This window comes from Alkaliphilus metalliredigens QYMF (assembly GCF_000016985.1).
In the GTDB taxonomy this organism is placed as follows: Bacteria; Bacillota; Clostridia; order Peptostreptococcales; family Natronincolaceae; genus Alkaliphilus_A; species Alkaliphilus_A metalliredigens.
The window spans coordinates 60,836-76,004 of record NC_009633.1; the positions used below are offsets into that span (position 1 = coordinate 60,836).

The window sequence follows — 15,169 nt, forward strand, 5'->3', positions numbered from 1 at the left end:
TTAGATAAAACTAAATCCCCAGATGACTGAGGATTTAGTTTAAATTAGAAATATTCGATTCACTATTCCTTAGGTGAGTCCGATTATGTTTGACATAGCAACAAATACAGCACCTATTAATAGTAAGATACCAACATAAGGAGCTACCCATTTCACCCATTTTTCATAAGGTATTTTAGAAATGGCAATAACACCCATGATTGTTCCTGAGGTAGGTATAATTAAGTTTGTAATCCCATCACCTAATTGATAGGCTAAAACAGCAGTTTGTCTACTGACACCTATTAAATCAGATAATGGAACCATGATAGGCATGGTTGTTGCAGCCTGACCACTTCCAGAAGGGATAAATAGATTTAATACGATCTGTACCAGATACATAAACAATGCACCTATAGTAGTTCCAAAGGTTGAGATTCCTGCGGCCATTGAATAAACAAGAGAGTCAATAATTTGTCCATCTGACATTACCATTAAAATGGCTCTAGCAATACCCACAACAAGAGCTCCAAAAATCAAATCCTTAGCACCCAGTACAAAGTCACTAGAAGCTTTACTTGGGCTTGATCCTCCAATTAAACTAGCAAATATACCCATCATTAAGAAAAGAGAGGAAAGTTCACGAATATACCAATCATGCTCCATTACACCGTAGATCATGGCTACAAAACCAATAATCACTGTGATAAAAACATAGATATGTTTAGTTGTAAATTTAGGAAGCTCAGATAGATCAATTATCTGATCCTTTTCAGCTATCTCTAACTCACGAACTGCACTGATCTGTGGATCTGCTTTAACCTTTTTAGCATATCTCATCACATATAAAAAGGCAGCAATCTGGAAAACAGCAAAGATGACAACTCGATACATCGCTCCCGAGTAAATAGGTAACTCTGCAATACCTTGGGCCACACCAACTGTAAAGGGGTTAGCGATACCCCCTGAAAACCCTGCGGAAGCCCCTAATGTAATCATGGCCACACCAACGATGGCATCATATCCAAGGGCCCTGGCCAGGGCGATGCCAATTGGAATAAATACAATTGTCTCCTCGGCCATTCCGATAGTAGAACCACCAACACCAAAAATAAACAGCATTACAGGTATAATCATAGATCCTTTATCCTTTAATCCTAAGGCCAGCTTACCGATACCGGCATTGATGGCTCCTGTCCCCTGAATCATGGCAAAGGCGCCACCTACAATAAGAATAAAGAAAATAATATTAGATGCATCTTGCATGCCCCTATGAACCGAGCTGAACAAGTGGTCCTCTGTAAAAGAAAAGAATTTTACTGGATTCTGTGGAACACTGGTAAAGGAATCTGCATCAACAACAGTTCTGCCGTTGGGGTCCTCCACTCTTTGGTATTCTCCTGCAGGCATGATATAAGTTCCAATAAAAGCTAATAAAATAATCATGCAGATAATGACGTAGGTATGAGGCACCTTAAATCGTTTCGTTTTAACTGGATTTGTATCATTACTCAATTAAACAACCTCCTTCTTAATATGAAAATAGACTGTATCGCCATAAATATAGACAAAATATTTATCTATGTATCCACCTCCTTGAAAATATATTTCTACTATGTAGGATAAATGCTAAAAATGTAAAGGCATGTATAAAACTATATTCCACATATTCAAAAAAATTCCTGCATATTTTTTCTGAATTTTCAATGAATAAGTGGGGTATAAATCTTAACAAGATATTTTACAGAGTGCGATTGAGGTGGAACCAGCAAGATGCAGGATGTTCATCGATTTTTGTCCAAAGGTAATAAATTGAAATAAATGATCTTTAATGGTATGATATGTAAAAGATAAATTCATGAGGAGCGTGTTGCTATGTATGATTTAAAAATTATAAATGGCATAATAATTGACTTTGATACGGGACAGAAGAAGGTTTGTGATATAGGGATAAAAAAAGGCAAAATTGATGCCATAGGCAATTGTCCAGAGGATGCCAAACGTGAAATAGACGCAAGTGGAAAAATAATCGCACCTGGATTTATTGATATTCATATGCATGAAGAAAATCTAAAGGAGGGAGGAGCCAACCCCATTGATATATCCAATAGAATGTTGTTAATGGGTGTAACCACTTGTGTGGCAGGAAACTGTGGGAACAATAGACAAAGCTTAGAAGAATTCATCCATTTTATTCACCACAAAGGGATGCCGGTGAACTATCTTTCCTTTATTGGTCATAACTTCCTACGGAATGCGGTGGGAAGCACTGATCGTTATCAAAAAGCTTCAAAGAATGAAGTAGAAGAAATGCAGAAGTTATTAATAAATGCTGTTGATCAAGGGGCATTAGGAGTCTCCTTTGGATTAGAATATGCACCGGGCATAGATTTAGAGGAGGTATTGGACCTCTGTAGCGTGATTGAAGATAGAAAGATGTTGCTTGCAGCTCACTATAGAAAGGACGCAAAGCATAGTATTCCATCCATAAAAGAAATGATGGAGATTTCAAAGCAAACAGGACATCCTATGCAGATTTCCCATATAGGGAGCTCTTGTGCCTATGGCATGATGACCGAAGGGTTAGATACCATACAGAAGGGGATCAACCTAGGCTTAGACATTACAGTAGATTGCTATCCCTATGATGCCTTCAGCACTTACATAGGCTCTGCTGTCTTTGATGAGGGATGCTTTGGGCTGTGGAATAAATCCTATGATGCGATTCTTTTAACTGAGGCCCCCTATAAAGGAATGCGATGTGATGAAGCGCTATTTCATAAAGCAAGAAAAGAACATCCGGATATGCTGGTAGTGGCCTTTGTGATGAATGAAGAGGAGGTTATACAAGCCATTAAAGCACCCTTTGTTATGGTGGCAAGTGATGGTCTATACCGAAAGGGGCAAGGACATCCACGGGGAGCAGGAAGTTTCCCAAGGGTTTTGGGTAAGTATGTAAGAGAAAAACAAGAACTTTCTCTTTTGGAGGCATTGAAAAAAATGACATTAATGCCGGCCAAACGTTTAGGCCTAGAGAGTAAGGGTGAAATAAAAGAAGGCAAGGACGCTGATATTGTGATCTTTGACCAAAATGAGATTTTAGACGGTGCTACATTTGAAGATCCCCAAGCCCTTCCCATAGGAATTGATTATGTGATTCTAAAGGGAGAAGTGGCAGTAGAGAATAATATCATTATCAAGGGGGATCTAGGTAAATATATATCTAATCCACTAGAGAAGACTGTCCAAGTGAACTCGCTTTTGTAAGCTGAAACAGTCAAGATAAAAGCCCCATCGATGCTAAGGAGTAGAGATAGAGGCTGATACAGTGAAAAGAAAATCATAAAAAGAGTAAAAGGGAGATGAAGTGATGCGACAGATAGCAGAAAAGTTGACCCATGGCATAAAGGAAGAGTTGATACAGTTAAGTGAATATATATTCAACAACCCTGAATTAGGCTATGAAGAATTTAAAGCCTGCGAAGCCCACGTGAAACTGTTAAAAAGGCATGGTTTTGTAGTAGAAGAGGGTTTTTTAGATATCAAAACAGCATTTAAAGCTGTATATGATAGTGGGATACCAGGACCAGTCGTGGCTTTTTTATCGGAGTATGATGCCTTACCAGGAATGGGTCATGGATGCGGTCATAATTTATTAGGAGCCACCACCACAGGTGCTGGAATTACAGTGAGTAAGTTAATGAAGGAAATGGGATTAAGAGGAAAGGTAATGGTATTTGGAACTCCTGCGGAGGAAACAAGTGGCGCTAAAGTACAGATGACAAATGAAGGTGCCTTTGAAGATGTGGACGTTGCAATGCAGGCACACCCAGCTAGTCAACACATGAAAAGCGGGAAGTCCTTAGCCCTAGAGGCAATACAGTTTACTTTTACAGGCAAGTCAGCCCATGCTGCAGCTTCTCCAGAAGAAGGGATTAATGCCTTAGATGCTGCCATCAATACCTTTGTGAGTATTAATGCCCTAAGACAGCATATTCTTCCCAGTGCAAGGATTCATGGGATTATATCTGAGGGAGGCAAGGCAGCCAACATTGTTCCTGACTTAGCCATTGCACAATTTTATGTTAGGGCGACGACAAAAACCTATCTCCAGGAATTGGTGGAGAAGGTAAAAAATTGTGCCAGAGCAGGGGCCATGGCAGCAGGCGCAAAGGTAGAATTTTATAATTACGAGGCATCCTATGATAACTTAGTGACAAATGAAACATTATCAGAGGCCTATTCCAGACGGTTAATGGAAGTTGGGGTAGAAAAAATAGAAGGAGCTAAAAAAGGTTATGGTTCGCTAGATTTAGGAAATATAAGCCATGTAGGGCCTACGATTCATCCTTATTTTCGAATATGTGAAGAAAATATTCCAGCACATACCAAGGCGTTTGCAGCAGCCACCCAAACACCCTTTGCCTATGAATCCATGGTGAAGACAATAAATGCCCTTGCATTAACAGCGACAGATGTGTTAGAGGATGAAAAATTATTGAAAAAAATTAAAGAAGAATTTCAAAAGGCAGAGAAGTAAGGACAATAGATAAAAAGTAATCATCTACCCATTGGTAGCGGATTACTTTTTTTTTGAAACCAGCAGTGAATGCTTTTTTTCTGTAGGGCACATGAGAATAAGGGAGAAGTGTGATTTTTTTTGTCATAAAAAAGGGAAATAGCCATTTTTGTTGAATAGTAGAAAATATGGAAAACATAGAAAATTCAATTATTAATCAAACAATCGGGGGATGAAGGGCGATGTTAATGGGAAAAAATAAAGAGATCAAAAAGGTAACATCAAAGCTAGTAGATATTTCTAAAGGAGATTTAACCTCTAAAATAGATGTCAAGTCCCAGGGGACGATTAGAGAGTTAGGAGAATCGATTAATCAGGTTTTATTTCGAGTGAGAAACTTAGTGGGGAAAGTATCTTCATCCAATGAAAAAACCTTGAACTTTGCTAAGGATTTAGAGGGGAATGCAAGGTATATCTACGATGCTTCCCAAGATGTAGCTACAGCCATTACAGATATTGCTTCCGAGGCTTCCATACAAAGTGAAGCGGTGGCCAATGTCAAGGGTTATACAGATAGAATTGAAAAGGATATATTAAATATATTAGACGAAGCTGCTAAAACACAAAATGTATCAGAGGAAATGATTAAAACGGTTCAAAATGGCGTAGGGGGTTTTGAGAAGGTTGTGGAAATGCTACATAGAAATGCCAACTGGAGTATTGATTTATCTCAAAAGATTCAAGTATTAAAAACAGAGGCGGAAAAGGTGCAAAGCATCACATCAGTAGTGACCGATATCAGTAATCACACAAACCTACTGGCATTAAACGCATCTATTGAAGCAGCAAGGGCTGGTGATTCAGGAAGGGGATTTGCTGTTGTGGCCAATGAGGTGAGGAACCTGGCTGAACAATCCACCAATTCAGCTAAAGAAATTGAGGGAATTACCACAAGTATTGTGAAAAAGATAAAGGACATGACTGAAGAGATTGAGCTAGAAACAGTTAAAGTGAAAAATGATATCAGGATAGCCGATGAAAGTAAGGTACAATTACACAGTATTATAGAAGTGACTGAAAGTACCTCTCAAGGAATCGATAATATTGTTTTTTTAGCCCAGGATGAATCAAAATTGGTCCACGAATTAAATAGAGCCATTGAAGAAATTGCCCTTGCTACTGAAAAGGCTGCGGCTTTTTCCCAGGAGGCAGCTGCATCAACAGAAGAGCAAACAGCCTCAGTTCAAGTTATTTTTGAATCCATTAAAAAATTGGGTGTCATGGCAAAGGAAGTACATGAAATTGTTGATGGATTTGTACAGAAGTTTACAATGGATGAAGAGATAAAGAAATTACTTGATCGAGGAATTAAAATTTTAGAAGAAATAACCAATAATAATGACCTAGAGGAACTAAGTCAAGAAAAGCTAAGAGGGTTATTTGGTGAAGTTCTTAATAAAAATGTATATTTTGAATTACTTAGTATACTCGATGACAGCGGCGAGAGCAAAGCAGTTGTATTAAGAGGTTCAAATGAAAAACTTTCTGGAAATGCTTCCCATCGCCCTTATTTTCAGCAGGCCATACAAGGGTCAACATTTATATCAGAACCCTATATCTCCTTATTTTCTAACACCTACTGTGTCACATTAGCCTTACCATTCCGTGATGAACAAGGAAAAATAGTCGGGATTGTAATGGGAGATGTATCAATTGGATAAAATGAGAGGGACAGATCAACTGTCCCTCATTTAGGGGCTTTACATACCCCTAGAGGGTATGGTATGTTATAGGTAGAAGCTAGGAAGGGGTGAGATAGTGGAGAATATAAATAGTGATAAGATATTAGAAGACCTAAGTATTGATAACCAAGAACCCAAAAAACCAAGTAAACAATCCCAGGCAACTCAAAAATCCATCATTAGTCGGTTGAATCGAATAGAGGGACAAATCAGAGGAATTAAGAGCATGATAGAAAAGGGAACCTACTGCGATGATGTTATCAATCAAATAGAAGCATCTCGCTCAGCCCTAAGCTCAATTGAAATTTTATTATTAGAGAGTCATTTTAAGCACTGTGTAGTGGAGCAAATAAAAAGTGGAGATGAAGGCGTCGTAGAAGAAATACTTAAAACCATTAAAAAATTAACTAAGTAACAAAGTATCCCATAAATAAAAGTTATCGAACACTAAGCAGGGAAGGTTATATTTTACATCAACACAATTCAATATAAGGAGGAAAAAAGTATGCAGAAAAAGATTTTCATAGAAGGAATGACCTGTGGTCATTGTGTAGGGCATGTAAAAAGAGGATTAGAGGAAGTGACCGGTGTGAATGAAGTAAAGGTAGACCTAGAAGAAAAGAATGCGGTTGTGGACTTACAAGAAATAGTAACAGAAGAGAGCTTGAAGTCAGCTATTGAAGAAGCAGGGTATAAAGTCGTTAAAATAGAAAGTATATAATGAAGACAAAAAAACAAGGGATGCTTAAATCACATCTCTTGTTTTTGTATTTTCTACTTCAACATTAAAGTATTGCCGTAAGAATGCTACTGAAATATAACTAACTCCCTCATAAATAAAGAATTTAATTTTGGTTAATTCTGCGACGATAAGCATCTACATGCTTAAGATGCTCTTGGTAGGTTTCACTAAACACATGGCCGCCCTCACCTAAAACATAATAAAGATAAGAATGGTCCTCGGGGTAAAGGGTGGCATGGATAGAGGCCTTGCTTGGTGCAGCAATGGGACCAGGTGGTATCCCTGTATTCATATAGGTGTTAAATGGATTGGGGGTCTCAAGGTCAGCATAAAGAACACGATTTCGATGTTCCTTGCCTTCCCCCAAGCCATAAATGACAGTGGCATCAATCTGTAGGGACATTCTGATCCCCAGGCGATTGAAAATCACACCACTAACCGTGGCCCGCTCTTCATCATGATAAGCTTCACGTTCAATGATGGACGCAATTGTCAGCACCTCATGAAGGCTCAGGCCCAGCTCCTCTGCCCGTTTAATATACTCCTCAGAAAAGAACGCGTCTATAGGTGATACGAGAGAGTGAACAATGGCCTTCATATCCTGGTTTTTCTTAAGATGATAGGTATCGGGATAGAGGTATCCTTCCATTTCAAAGTAGAGCTCACTGGTATCAAAAGAGTAGTCACGGGATTTAAAGTAATCCTGTGTAGCCTTGATAAATTCTTCAGCTAAACCAAATCCAAGAGATTCAACCCGCTGGGCAATCTCGTATAGGGTAAATCCTTCTGGTATTGTCATAATAACAGGTTGTTCAGGTACCCCTTTTTGTAATAGGGTAAAGATCTCCTCTAGATCAGTATCTGGTGAGAATGTATAGGCTCCAGGTCTAATATTACGATCTGCTTGAGATATTTTACCTTGATAACGAAACCAAAGCCTACTTCGAATCACGCCCTCATCATAGAGGCGTTCCGATACCTGATACAGGGAAGCTCCCTGTGGAATTGTGATTTCAACATCCTGTGTATTAGCAGCCATAGATAAGTAAGACGGCAGGAAAAACAAAGAGACCAGTCCTAGCAAAAGGACGATACATAAGGTACATATCCATTTTTTCAATTTAAAACCCCCAATAATTCAAGCTACATTTTTCTACAATATATATAATAGTGTATCATTTTATTGCAATGTTTGCATTACTATAATTTTCTATTAGGAATATAATAATAGTGGCGTTTAAAATATAATAACACTGAATACAGAGAGGGCGTTTACCTTCCTTCGGAGATAAGCAAACTGTTGACGAGGATACATTATGAAATAAAGTGCTATTATCCTTAACAAGCCAGAAAATAAGAGGAATTTTGAAATAAATATAGAAACCAGATAAATGAGACTAGAGGGCATTTTGGCCATAAAACCAGCATGAAAGGGAGTTGAAAATATGGAAACAAGATATGAAAAACAAATAAACTTTAGTGGTATTGGATCAGAAGGACAACAGCTTCTACAAAAGGCAAGTGTGTTGATTATAGGATGTGGTGCATTAGGAACCGTTGTTGCCAATAGTCTAGTCAGGACCGGAGTAGGGCATGTGAAGATCGTTGATCGGGATTTTGTTGAAACAGGCAACCTACACAGACAAATTTTATTTGATGAAGAGGATGCTGCAGAAGGCATGCCTAAAGCTGAAGCGGCTAAGAAAAAGCTTGGAAAAATGAATTCAACCATTAGAATCGAAACACTGGTAGCGGATGTGAATAGTATTACCATTTCTCAAATGATTTCTAATGTTGATCTAATCATAGATTGCACAGATAATTTTAAAACAAGATATTTAATTAATGATGTGGCATTTAAAGAGAACATTCCTTGGATTTATGGTGGGGTGATTGGAAGTTCAGGGGTATTACAGAGCTTTATTCCCGGAGAAACAGCTTGTTTAAGATGTATGATGGCAGAGCCACCACCTACAGGATCTCTGCCCACTTGCGATACTGCAGGGGTGATTAACACCATTACTGGAATCATCGGATCATTACAAGCCAATGAAGCAATCAAATATGTCACAAATCAAGTAGAGAAAATGAAAAAGGAAATGCTATATCTTGACTTGTGGGATAATACTGTTGAATCAATAGAGATACAAACAAATATAGACTGCCCCTGCTGCCAAAAAAGATCCTTTATATTTTTAGAAAACAAGTTCCCGGAAGCAGTGCATATTTGTGGAAACAACAGCGTTCAAGTCATGCCTTTTACCAATAAAAAAGTAAACCTAGACCAATTAGCCATAAGGTTACAGGAGGCAAATATTCAAGTCAAACGGACGCCATTCCTATTAAATATAAAAACCGATGCTCATGAAATAACGGTTTTTCCGGATGGGAGGGCCATCATCAAACAGGTGAGTAATGTGAATGAAGCTAAAAGTATCTATGCTAAATATATAGGGTATTAATATGGAATAGGAAGTCAAGGATTCTACCTATAATGGGCTTGTGTTAATCTGTATATTTATATAGAATAAGAATTAATTAAGAGAGGGATTAACTCTCTTTGATTATTGAAGAAACGAATTTAGAGGATAGAGTAAAGAAAGGATTCTGAGAAGTGAATAAGAAAAAGTCATTCATTAAAATAGTAGCGATTGTCATCATACTAGGGATCGTATACACATTGAATAACCAAGGCTTATTTGGCGTATCCCTTGATGTGGATAGGATACAAAAATTTGTACAGGACGCAGGGGTTTGGGGAGTGTTAGTCTATATTTTAATTAACACAATTAGGCCCTTTTTATTTATCCCTACAGCAGCTCTTTTTATTACTGGAGGTATTATTTTTGGAGCTGTACAGGGTAGTATTTATAACTTAATTGGATTAATCTGTGCATGTAGCCTAGCCTATTTCGTCGCCCGTAAGTTCGAAGGCCCCTTTAGAAAACTTGTAGGAGAAAAGTACGTAAGCAAACTATATGGAGTTGAAGGAAGAAAGGCAGTGAAGGCACTGTTTATTATGCGGGTAACACCTGGATTCCCCATTGATCCCATTAGCTTTGGGGCAGGGCTAGTAAATATGAACTATCGTAAATTTTTTCTGGGAACACTTTTAGGAATTGCACCTAAAGCCATCATTTATACTTTTTTGGGGGACCAAATTGATAATTTGTATTCAGTACAAACCATGGTGGCCTTGGGTATTTTAGTTTTACTGGCCACAACTTCGTATTTTGTTGATGTATAAAAAGTATAAAGCGTTCCGATTATATGAAAAGTCATGAGATACTGCTATTCACAGAAGTATCTCATGCTTACCTTTTTAAGCTCATGACTACTAAAGAGAAGATCATAGTCGAAAAAGCCTACTGTTAGGGCTATTTTTTTTGCGATGGTATGACATTCCTCCTTAGAGGTAGCGTGGATCATGGTAAAGAGATTATAGGGCCAATCGGGATAAGTGGGCCGTTCATAGCAATGACTGACTTCAGCAAATTGAGCCATATGATGTCCAACTTCCTTCGAACGGCTAGGGGGAATTTTCCAAACCACCATTGCGTTGGCCTTAAACCCTACCTTTTGATGACGTAGTGTGGCTCCAAACCTGCGCATCATACCTGAGTCCAGAAAGAATTGGACCTTTTTTAGTAACATTTCTTCTTCAATGCCTAAATCCTCAGCCAGTTTCTTAAAGGGTTCTGGAGAAAGGGGAAGGTCCTCCTGCAGTGCTCTAATGATACACTTATCGAGTTCACTAATAGACATCATGATCCCTCCTGTAGTTTAAAATGAACATTAATCTTAAAAAATTGAGTGGCAGGAAGATTCATCAATTGGTCAAGGTTGGTTTTTAACTTAAGTGAAGTTAAGGTATCGACAATCACTTCATTTGAGGGAGCAATTAATGTAAACCACATATTGTACTCATGGTTACGCAAATAATTGTGGGTAACACCAGGGATTTCGTTAATGATTTGTTTTACCTGGTGGATACGGTTTTCAGGCACCTTTAGGGCACAGAGTGTACTGGTATAACCCAGCTTTCTAGAGTCAAACACACCACCTACCCTTCGAATAAAGCCCTGATTCTTTAAATTTGAAATGCGAGTGATAACATCTGCCTCTGAAAGACCTAACTGATCCCCTAAAAAAGCATAGGGACGAGAAGTGACGGGAAAATCTCTTTGGATTAGGGTCAGTAATTGTCCATCGATTTTATCCATGGGCCACCCCCCCTTTTCGTCCATGATGAAGACACCAAGGCTCCTCGGCCATATAATCGCCTTCATGATAATAGGCAGCTCGAGCCCGACAGCCACCACAGGAAATGTGATATTCACAGCTACCACAGCCACCACCATAGGATAATGTCCGTAAGTTACTAAAGACCTCACTATTTTTCCAAATTTCACTGAAGGGGGTTTCTCGTACATTACCAATTTCCATATCCAAATAAGCACAGGGCTGTACCTTGCCATTAGGATTAATAATGCAATAGGAGGTACCGGCTAGGCAACCCCGACCAAAGCGCAGGTTCATCCCCATTTGCTTTGCAATTCTCATGAACTGTGGGGCACAGGTAGGCTTCAACTCAATCCGAACCAGCTGTTGTTTTTTCATAATTCGTTCTAAGGTTCTTTCATATTGCTCTGCCCGTAAAGATTCCTCTTCAATATTATGAGCCCTTCCTGTGGGAACTAAAAAGAAAAAATGATGGGCCACAGCCCCCAGCTCAACGGCCAAATCTGTTATGGCCTCAAGCTCCGGGTTATTCCAATCCATGACCGTAGTATGAATCTGAAAGGGTAGGCCTGCGGATTGACAGTTTCTCATTCCCTGTATAGCCCCATCCCAAGCCCCGTCATAATGACGGAGGCCATCATGTTTATGTGAATCCAGGCTGTCAAGACTAATGCCAACCCCCATGGTTCCAACTCTTTTCAGCTTTTCAGCCACTGCAGGGGTAATAAAAGTGCCATTTGTACCCAAAACAGGGCGCAGGCCACGATCCTTTGCATAGGCTATTAATTCAAAGAGGTCTTCTCTCATCAAAGGTTCTCCGCCGCTGAAAATCATAATCTTAAAACCAGCCAGAACAATTTCATCTATCAAAGCCTTGCCTTCTTCTGTATTTAGCTCACTTGAACCCTTCACGCCGGAGTCTCGATAACAATGATCACAATACATATTACAGTGGTTTGTTGTATTCCAAGAGATAATCACAATTTAGCCCCCCCTCCATTTAGACAATGACTGGATAAACCAATCTCTTCATCGGTTAAATAGCAAGCTGGATCAGAGCCCCAAAAATCTCCAGTTACTGCTTCGGCCCTTGCCCTAAAGTTACCATTACAAAGATCCACCCATTGACATTCACCACAGCGGCCCTTTAGCAACGACTTACGATTTTTCAGACCTCTCAATATAGGATGAGACTCATCAGTCCAAATCTCACTGAAGGGGCGTTCTCGAATGTTACCGATTAGATGATTTTGAGTAAATTGATCGGGGTGAACATTTCCAGTACTGTCAACATTAGCAAAGGCAATACCAGATCGATTGCCACCATTTATTTTCATCAAACGGTAAACTTCATCAGCCCGTGAGGGATCCATTTCCTTTAGTTTTTGATAAATATAAATACCATCCGCATGATTATCTACGGTTAGGATTTCTTTATGGAGTCCTCTACGGTGAAAGTCCAAGGTTCGTTCAATAATCAGGTCCATTGCCTGACGAGATTCTTCATGGGAAATATCCTCCGCCACCATTGTGGATCCACGACCAGTATAGACAAGGTGATAAAAACAAATACGATCGATATTCATCTTCTCCACTAGATCAAATATGTCATTGAGTTGCTTGACATTATGGCGATTGATTGTAAAGCGCAGGCCCACTTTTTGACCCACGGCCACACAGTTTTCAATACCTGTAAGGGCAGCATCAAAGGCACCGGCCTGGGCTCTAAAGCGGTCATTGACATCCTTTAAACCGTCTAAACTAATGCCTACGTACCCAACGCCAATAGACTTTAATGTCTCAGCCACCTTTCTAGAAATGAGCGTACCATTAGTGGAAACCGTAGGTCTAATGTTCAGCTTACTGGCATGCTGGGCCAGGGCAAAAAAATCCTCCCGTATCAGGGGCTCTCCTCCAGAAAAGAGTAGTACTGGCACCTTGAAGCCACCTAGGTCATCTATGAAACCAAGAGCCTCTTCATGGGTTAACTCTCCTTCATATTTTTTGTTTGCTGAATTCATATAGCAATGAATGCAATTAAGATTACAGGTTTGTGTTATATTCCAGGCAACAACAGGTCCATGACCAGGAGAAGTGCCGTGGGGATTTTTTTCTGTACAATGACGATAGCGCAAAGAATCACCGAAGTGGCTTGTGCCTAATAAAAACTTGGTCACACTAATCATTGATTCATTTCTCCTCTCGCTTCAATTGTAGTAAACTTGCTTAAGATTTACTGGGAACCAAAGAGCTCTCAGAATCGCATTTTAATACCATATTATCCTTTTTAATTGTATCCCTTAAAACAACGCTTTATGCTCTGTCATTAGGAAATAACAAACCACAATCCCCTCCTGTAAAAATAGTTCGGCAAAAATGAAAGATAAACCTGCAATTAATTTAAATTAAATAAAACAAAAAATATCCTTTAAAAACCTATTGACAGAATAAATAAAATTACATAGAATAATACCAAGTAATCCGATGGGAAATACAAGGTATTAATTTGATTAACTTTCAAGGTGTTAAGGGGGAGAATGTATTGAAAAAGGAAGTTGACTTGATAACAGTATCTAAAAAGGAAAATTGGTGGACGGAGGCAATGAAACAAGGCATTAATTGGTCATCATTGTGGAAAAAAGAAGATTGGTGGACAGTTTGGTTAGGGTTTTTACTGATTATAGCTTCTATTGCAGGAGTTGTAGCTGTACCAGTATTGCCATTGAGATGGGGACCTGGAAGACAAGGGGCAGAGACGATTATCGGGTCGATACCCGCTGAAATTTTATCCGGGATTCTTGTTACTGGAATAATAAATTTGGCTTTATTTTCTATTGGGATTTTATTTATTAAGAGAGAAGAACTGAAAAAATTCATAGTTGCTTTTCCCTTTGTCTTTATGCTAGCTATTGTGGCGGAGTTAGGAGGCAATTATGCCCCTTGGAGGCATTACGGCTTTAATAGTGTCATCTGGGCTTTAGGAATTGGTTTATTGGTTAGTAATACGATTAAAACACCTGGATTTATGAAGGGTGCTGTTCGTACAGAACTATACATAAAAACTGGGCTAGTACTTTTGGGTGCTTCTATTTTGTTTAATCGTATGTTGGCTTTGGGCGCTATGGGCTTAGGAGTTGCTTGGATTGTTACGCCTATTGTTTTAATAAGTATGTATTGGTTTTCTCAAAAGGTTCTTAAAATGCATGATAGTAAAGGTTTAGCAATAACGATCGCTTCTGCCACCTCGGTTTGTGGTGTATCAGCTGCTATTGCTGCCGGTACAGCGGCCAAGGCAAAAAAAGAAGAAATCAGCCTTGCTATATCGATTACCCTTATCTTTACTGTAGTAATGATGATTGGAATGCCTGCATTGGTTGGGGCTTTAGGAATAGATCCAATTGTTGGAGGCGCTTGGTTGGGAGGAACCATTGATGCTACGGGGGCCGTTGTTGCAGCTGGAGCAATGCTTGGAGAGAATGCCTTGGAAGTTGCATCTGTTATTAAAATGGTTCAGAATATTTTAATTGGTCTGATTGCCTTTGGCATCGCTATTTTCTTTTCCACAGTAGTAGAGAAAAAGCCAGCTTCTGAAGTTACCATAGGTCCTGCTGAAGTTTGGGTGAGAATGCCTAAATTTATCATTGGTTTTATCGCAGCTTCAATATTATTTTCCTTCATTCTTCCGCAAAATGCCATAGACGCTAGTCTACCTTCAATAAATGGATTTCGAGAATTCTTGTTTACTTTGGCTTTTATCAGCATAGGTCTAGAGTCCAATTTTAAGGAAATGGCTAAAATGGTGAAAGGTGGTAAGCCCCTTACGCTTTATTTGGTAGGGCAAGCATTAAATATTATTCTTACATTCATTGCAGCATATATCTTTTTTAGCGGTAGATTTTTTACATTACCATTTTAAGATTATAGTCATAGATCCTTCGACTTCGT

The 15,169-nt window shown here is 39.0% G+C and carries 14 protein-coding genes; 8 read left to right on the forward strand and 6 right to left on the reverse strand.

The window, feature by feature from the left end; genetic code table 11:
* Positions 1-69 precede the first annotated feature (69 nt).
* A complete protein-coding gene (locus tag AMET_RS00280; protein ID WP_011971192.1) occupies positions 70-1,494 on the reverse strand; it encodes a YfcC family protein in 1,425 nt (474 codons plus the stop codon).
* A 360-nt stretch (positions 1,495-1,854) separates the two neighbouring features.
* Between AMET_RS00280 and AMET_RS00285 the strand changes: the two genes are divergently transcribed.
* From AMET_RS00285 to AMET_RS00305, 5 genes are all read left to right on the forward strand, one after another.
* The gene (locus tag AMET_RS00285) at positions 1,855-3,246 is read left to right on the forward strand and encodes an N-acyl-D-amino-acid deacylase family protein (RefSeq protein WP_011971193.1); all 1,392 of its coding nucleotides are present in this window, start codon (positions 1,855-1,857) and stop codon (positions 3,244-3,246) included.
* Between the two features lie 103 nt (positions 3,247-3,349).
* Positions 3,350-4,519 (forward strand): M20 family metallopeptidase, encoded by a 1,170-nt coding sequence (locus tag AMET_RS00290; RefSeq protein ID WP_011971194.1) that lies wholly within the window; start codon positions 3,350-3,352, stop codon positions 4,517-4,519.
* A gap of 221 nt (positions 4,520-4,740) precedes the next feature.
* Positions 4,741-6,219, forward strand: coding sequence for a methyl-accepting chemotaxis protein (locus AMET_RS00295; protein WP_011971195.1), 1,479 nt, complete (start codon positions 4,741-4,743; stop codon positions 6,217-6,219).
* 97 nt (positions 6,220-6,316) lie between these two features.
* On the forward strand, positions 6,317-6,655 hold the full coding sequence (locus AMET_RS00300; protein ID WP_011971196.1) for a metal-sensitive transcriptional regulator: 339 nt from the start codon (positions 6,317-6,319) through the stop codon (positions 6,653-6,655).
* 90 nt (positions 6,656-6,745) lie between these two features.
* A complete protein-coding gene (locus tag AMET_RS00305; RefSeq protein ID WP_011971197.1) occupies positions 6,746-6,961 on the forward strand; it encodes a heavy-metal-associated domain-containing protein in 216 nt (71 codons plus the stop codon).
* 124 nt (positions 6,962-7,085) lie between these two features.
* Here the strand turns inward: AMET_RS00305 and mltG are convergent, their stop codons facing one another.
* Positions 7,086-8,102, reverse strand: a complete 1,017-nt coding sequence (mltG, locus tag AMET_RS00310; protein ID WP_011971198.1) for an endolytic transglycosylase MltG — start codon at positions 8,100-8,102, stop codon at positions 7,086-7,088.
* Positions 8,103-8,427: 325 nt separating this feature from the next.
* Between mltG and AMET_RS00315 the strand changes: the two genes are divergently transcribed.
* Together AMET_RS00315 and AMET_RS00320 are read left to right on the forward strand one after the other, a co-directional pair.
* A complete protein-coding gene (locus tag AMET_RS00315) occupies positions 8,428-9,444 on the forward strand; it encodes a ThiF family adenylyltransferase (protein ID WP_011971199.1) in 1,017 nt (338 codons plus the stop codon).
* Positions 9,445-9,596: 152 nt separating this feature from the next.
* Entirely contained in the window at positions 9,597-10,229 is a 633-nt protein-coding gene (locus tag AMET_RS00320) for a TVP38/TMEM64 family protein (RefSeq protein WP_011971200.1), read from the forward strand.
* A 44-nt stretch (positions 10,230-10,273) separates the two neighbouring features.
* Here AMET_RS00320 and ahbB read toward each other — a convergent pair whose 3' ends face one another.
* From ahbB to nirJ1, 4 genes are read right to left on the reverse strand one after another with little or no spacing between them, the layout of a single operon-like run.
* Entirely contained in the window at positions 10,274-10,750 is a 477-nt protein-coding gene (gene ahbB, locus AMET_RS26100) for a siroheme decarboxylase subunit beta (RefSeq protein WP_011971201.1), read from the reverse strand.
* Positions 10,747-11,205: a siroheme decarboxylase subunit alpha gene (gene ahbA / locus AMET_RS26105; RefSeq protein ID WP_011971202.1), complete on the reverse strand. Its 459-nt coding sequence runs from the start codon at positions 11,203-11,205 to the stop codon at positions 10,747-10,749. Before ahbA ends, ahbB begins: the two co-directional genes overlap by 4 nt.
* A complete protein-coding gene (nirJ2, locus tag AMET_RS00335; RefSeq protein ID WP_011971203.1) occupies positions 11,198-12,205 on the reverse strand; it encodes a putative heme d1 biosynthesis radical SAM protein NirJ2 in 1,008 nt (335 codons plus the stop codon). Before nirJ2 ends, ahbA begins: the two co-directional genes overlap by 8 nt.
* Positions 12,202-13,410 (reverse strand): putative heme d1 biosynthesis radical SAM protein NirJ1, encoded by a 1,209-nt coding sequence (gene nirJ1 / locus AMET_RS00340; RefSeq protein ID WP_011971204.1) that lies wholly within the window; start codon positions 13,408-13,410, stop codon positions 12,202-12,204. Before nirJ1 ends, nirJ2 begins: the two co-directional genes overlap by 4 nt.
* A gap of 356 nt (positions 13,411-13,766) precedes the next feature.
* Here nirJ1 and AMET_RS00345 point away from each other — a divergent pair, with 356 nt between their 5' ends.
* Entirely contained in the window at positions 13,767-15,140 is a 1,374-nt protein-coding gene (locus AMET_RS00345; protein ID WP_242661362.1) for a YeiH family protein, read from the forward strand.
* Positions 15,141-15,169 lie beyond the last annotated feature (29 nt).

Coding starts and splice junctions, on each gene's coding strand:
- AMET_RS00285 (WP_011971193.1), top strand. CDS start 1,855: ATGTATGATTTAAAAATTATAAATGGCATAATAATTGACTTTGATACG.
- AMET_RS00290 (WP_011971194.1), top strand. CDS start 3,350: ATGCGACAGATAGCAGAAAAGTTGACCCATGGCATAAAGGAAGAGTTG.
- AMET_RS00295 (WP_011971195.1), top strand. CDS start 4,741: ATGTTAATGGGAAAAAATAAAGAGATCAAAAAGGTAACATCAAAGCTA.
- AMET_RS00305 (WP_011971197.1), top strand. CDS start 6,746: ATGCAGAAAAAGATTTTCATAGAAGGAATGACCTGTGGTCATTGTGTA.
- AMET_RS00315 (WP_011971199.1), top strand. CDS start 8,428: ATGGAAACAAGATATGAAAAACAAATAAACTTTAGTGGTATTGGATCA.
- ahbB (WP_011971201.1), bottom strand. CDS start 10,750: ATGATGTCTATTAGTGAACTCGATAAGTGTATCATTAGAGCACTGCAG.
- ahbA (WP_011971202.1), bottom strand. CDS start 11,205: ATGGATAAAATCGATGGACAATTACTGACCCTAATCCAAAGAGATTTT.
- nirJ1 (WP_011971204.1), bottom strand. CDS start 13,410: ATGATTAGTGTGACCAAGTTTTTATTAGGCACAAGCCACTTCGGTGAT.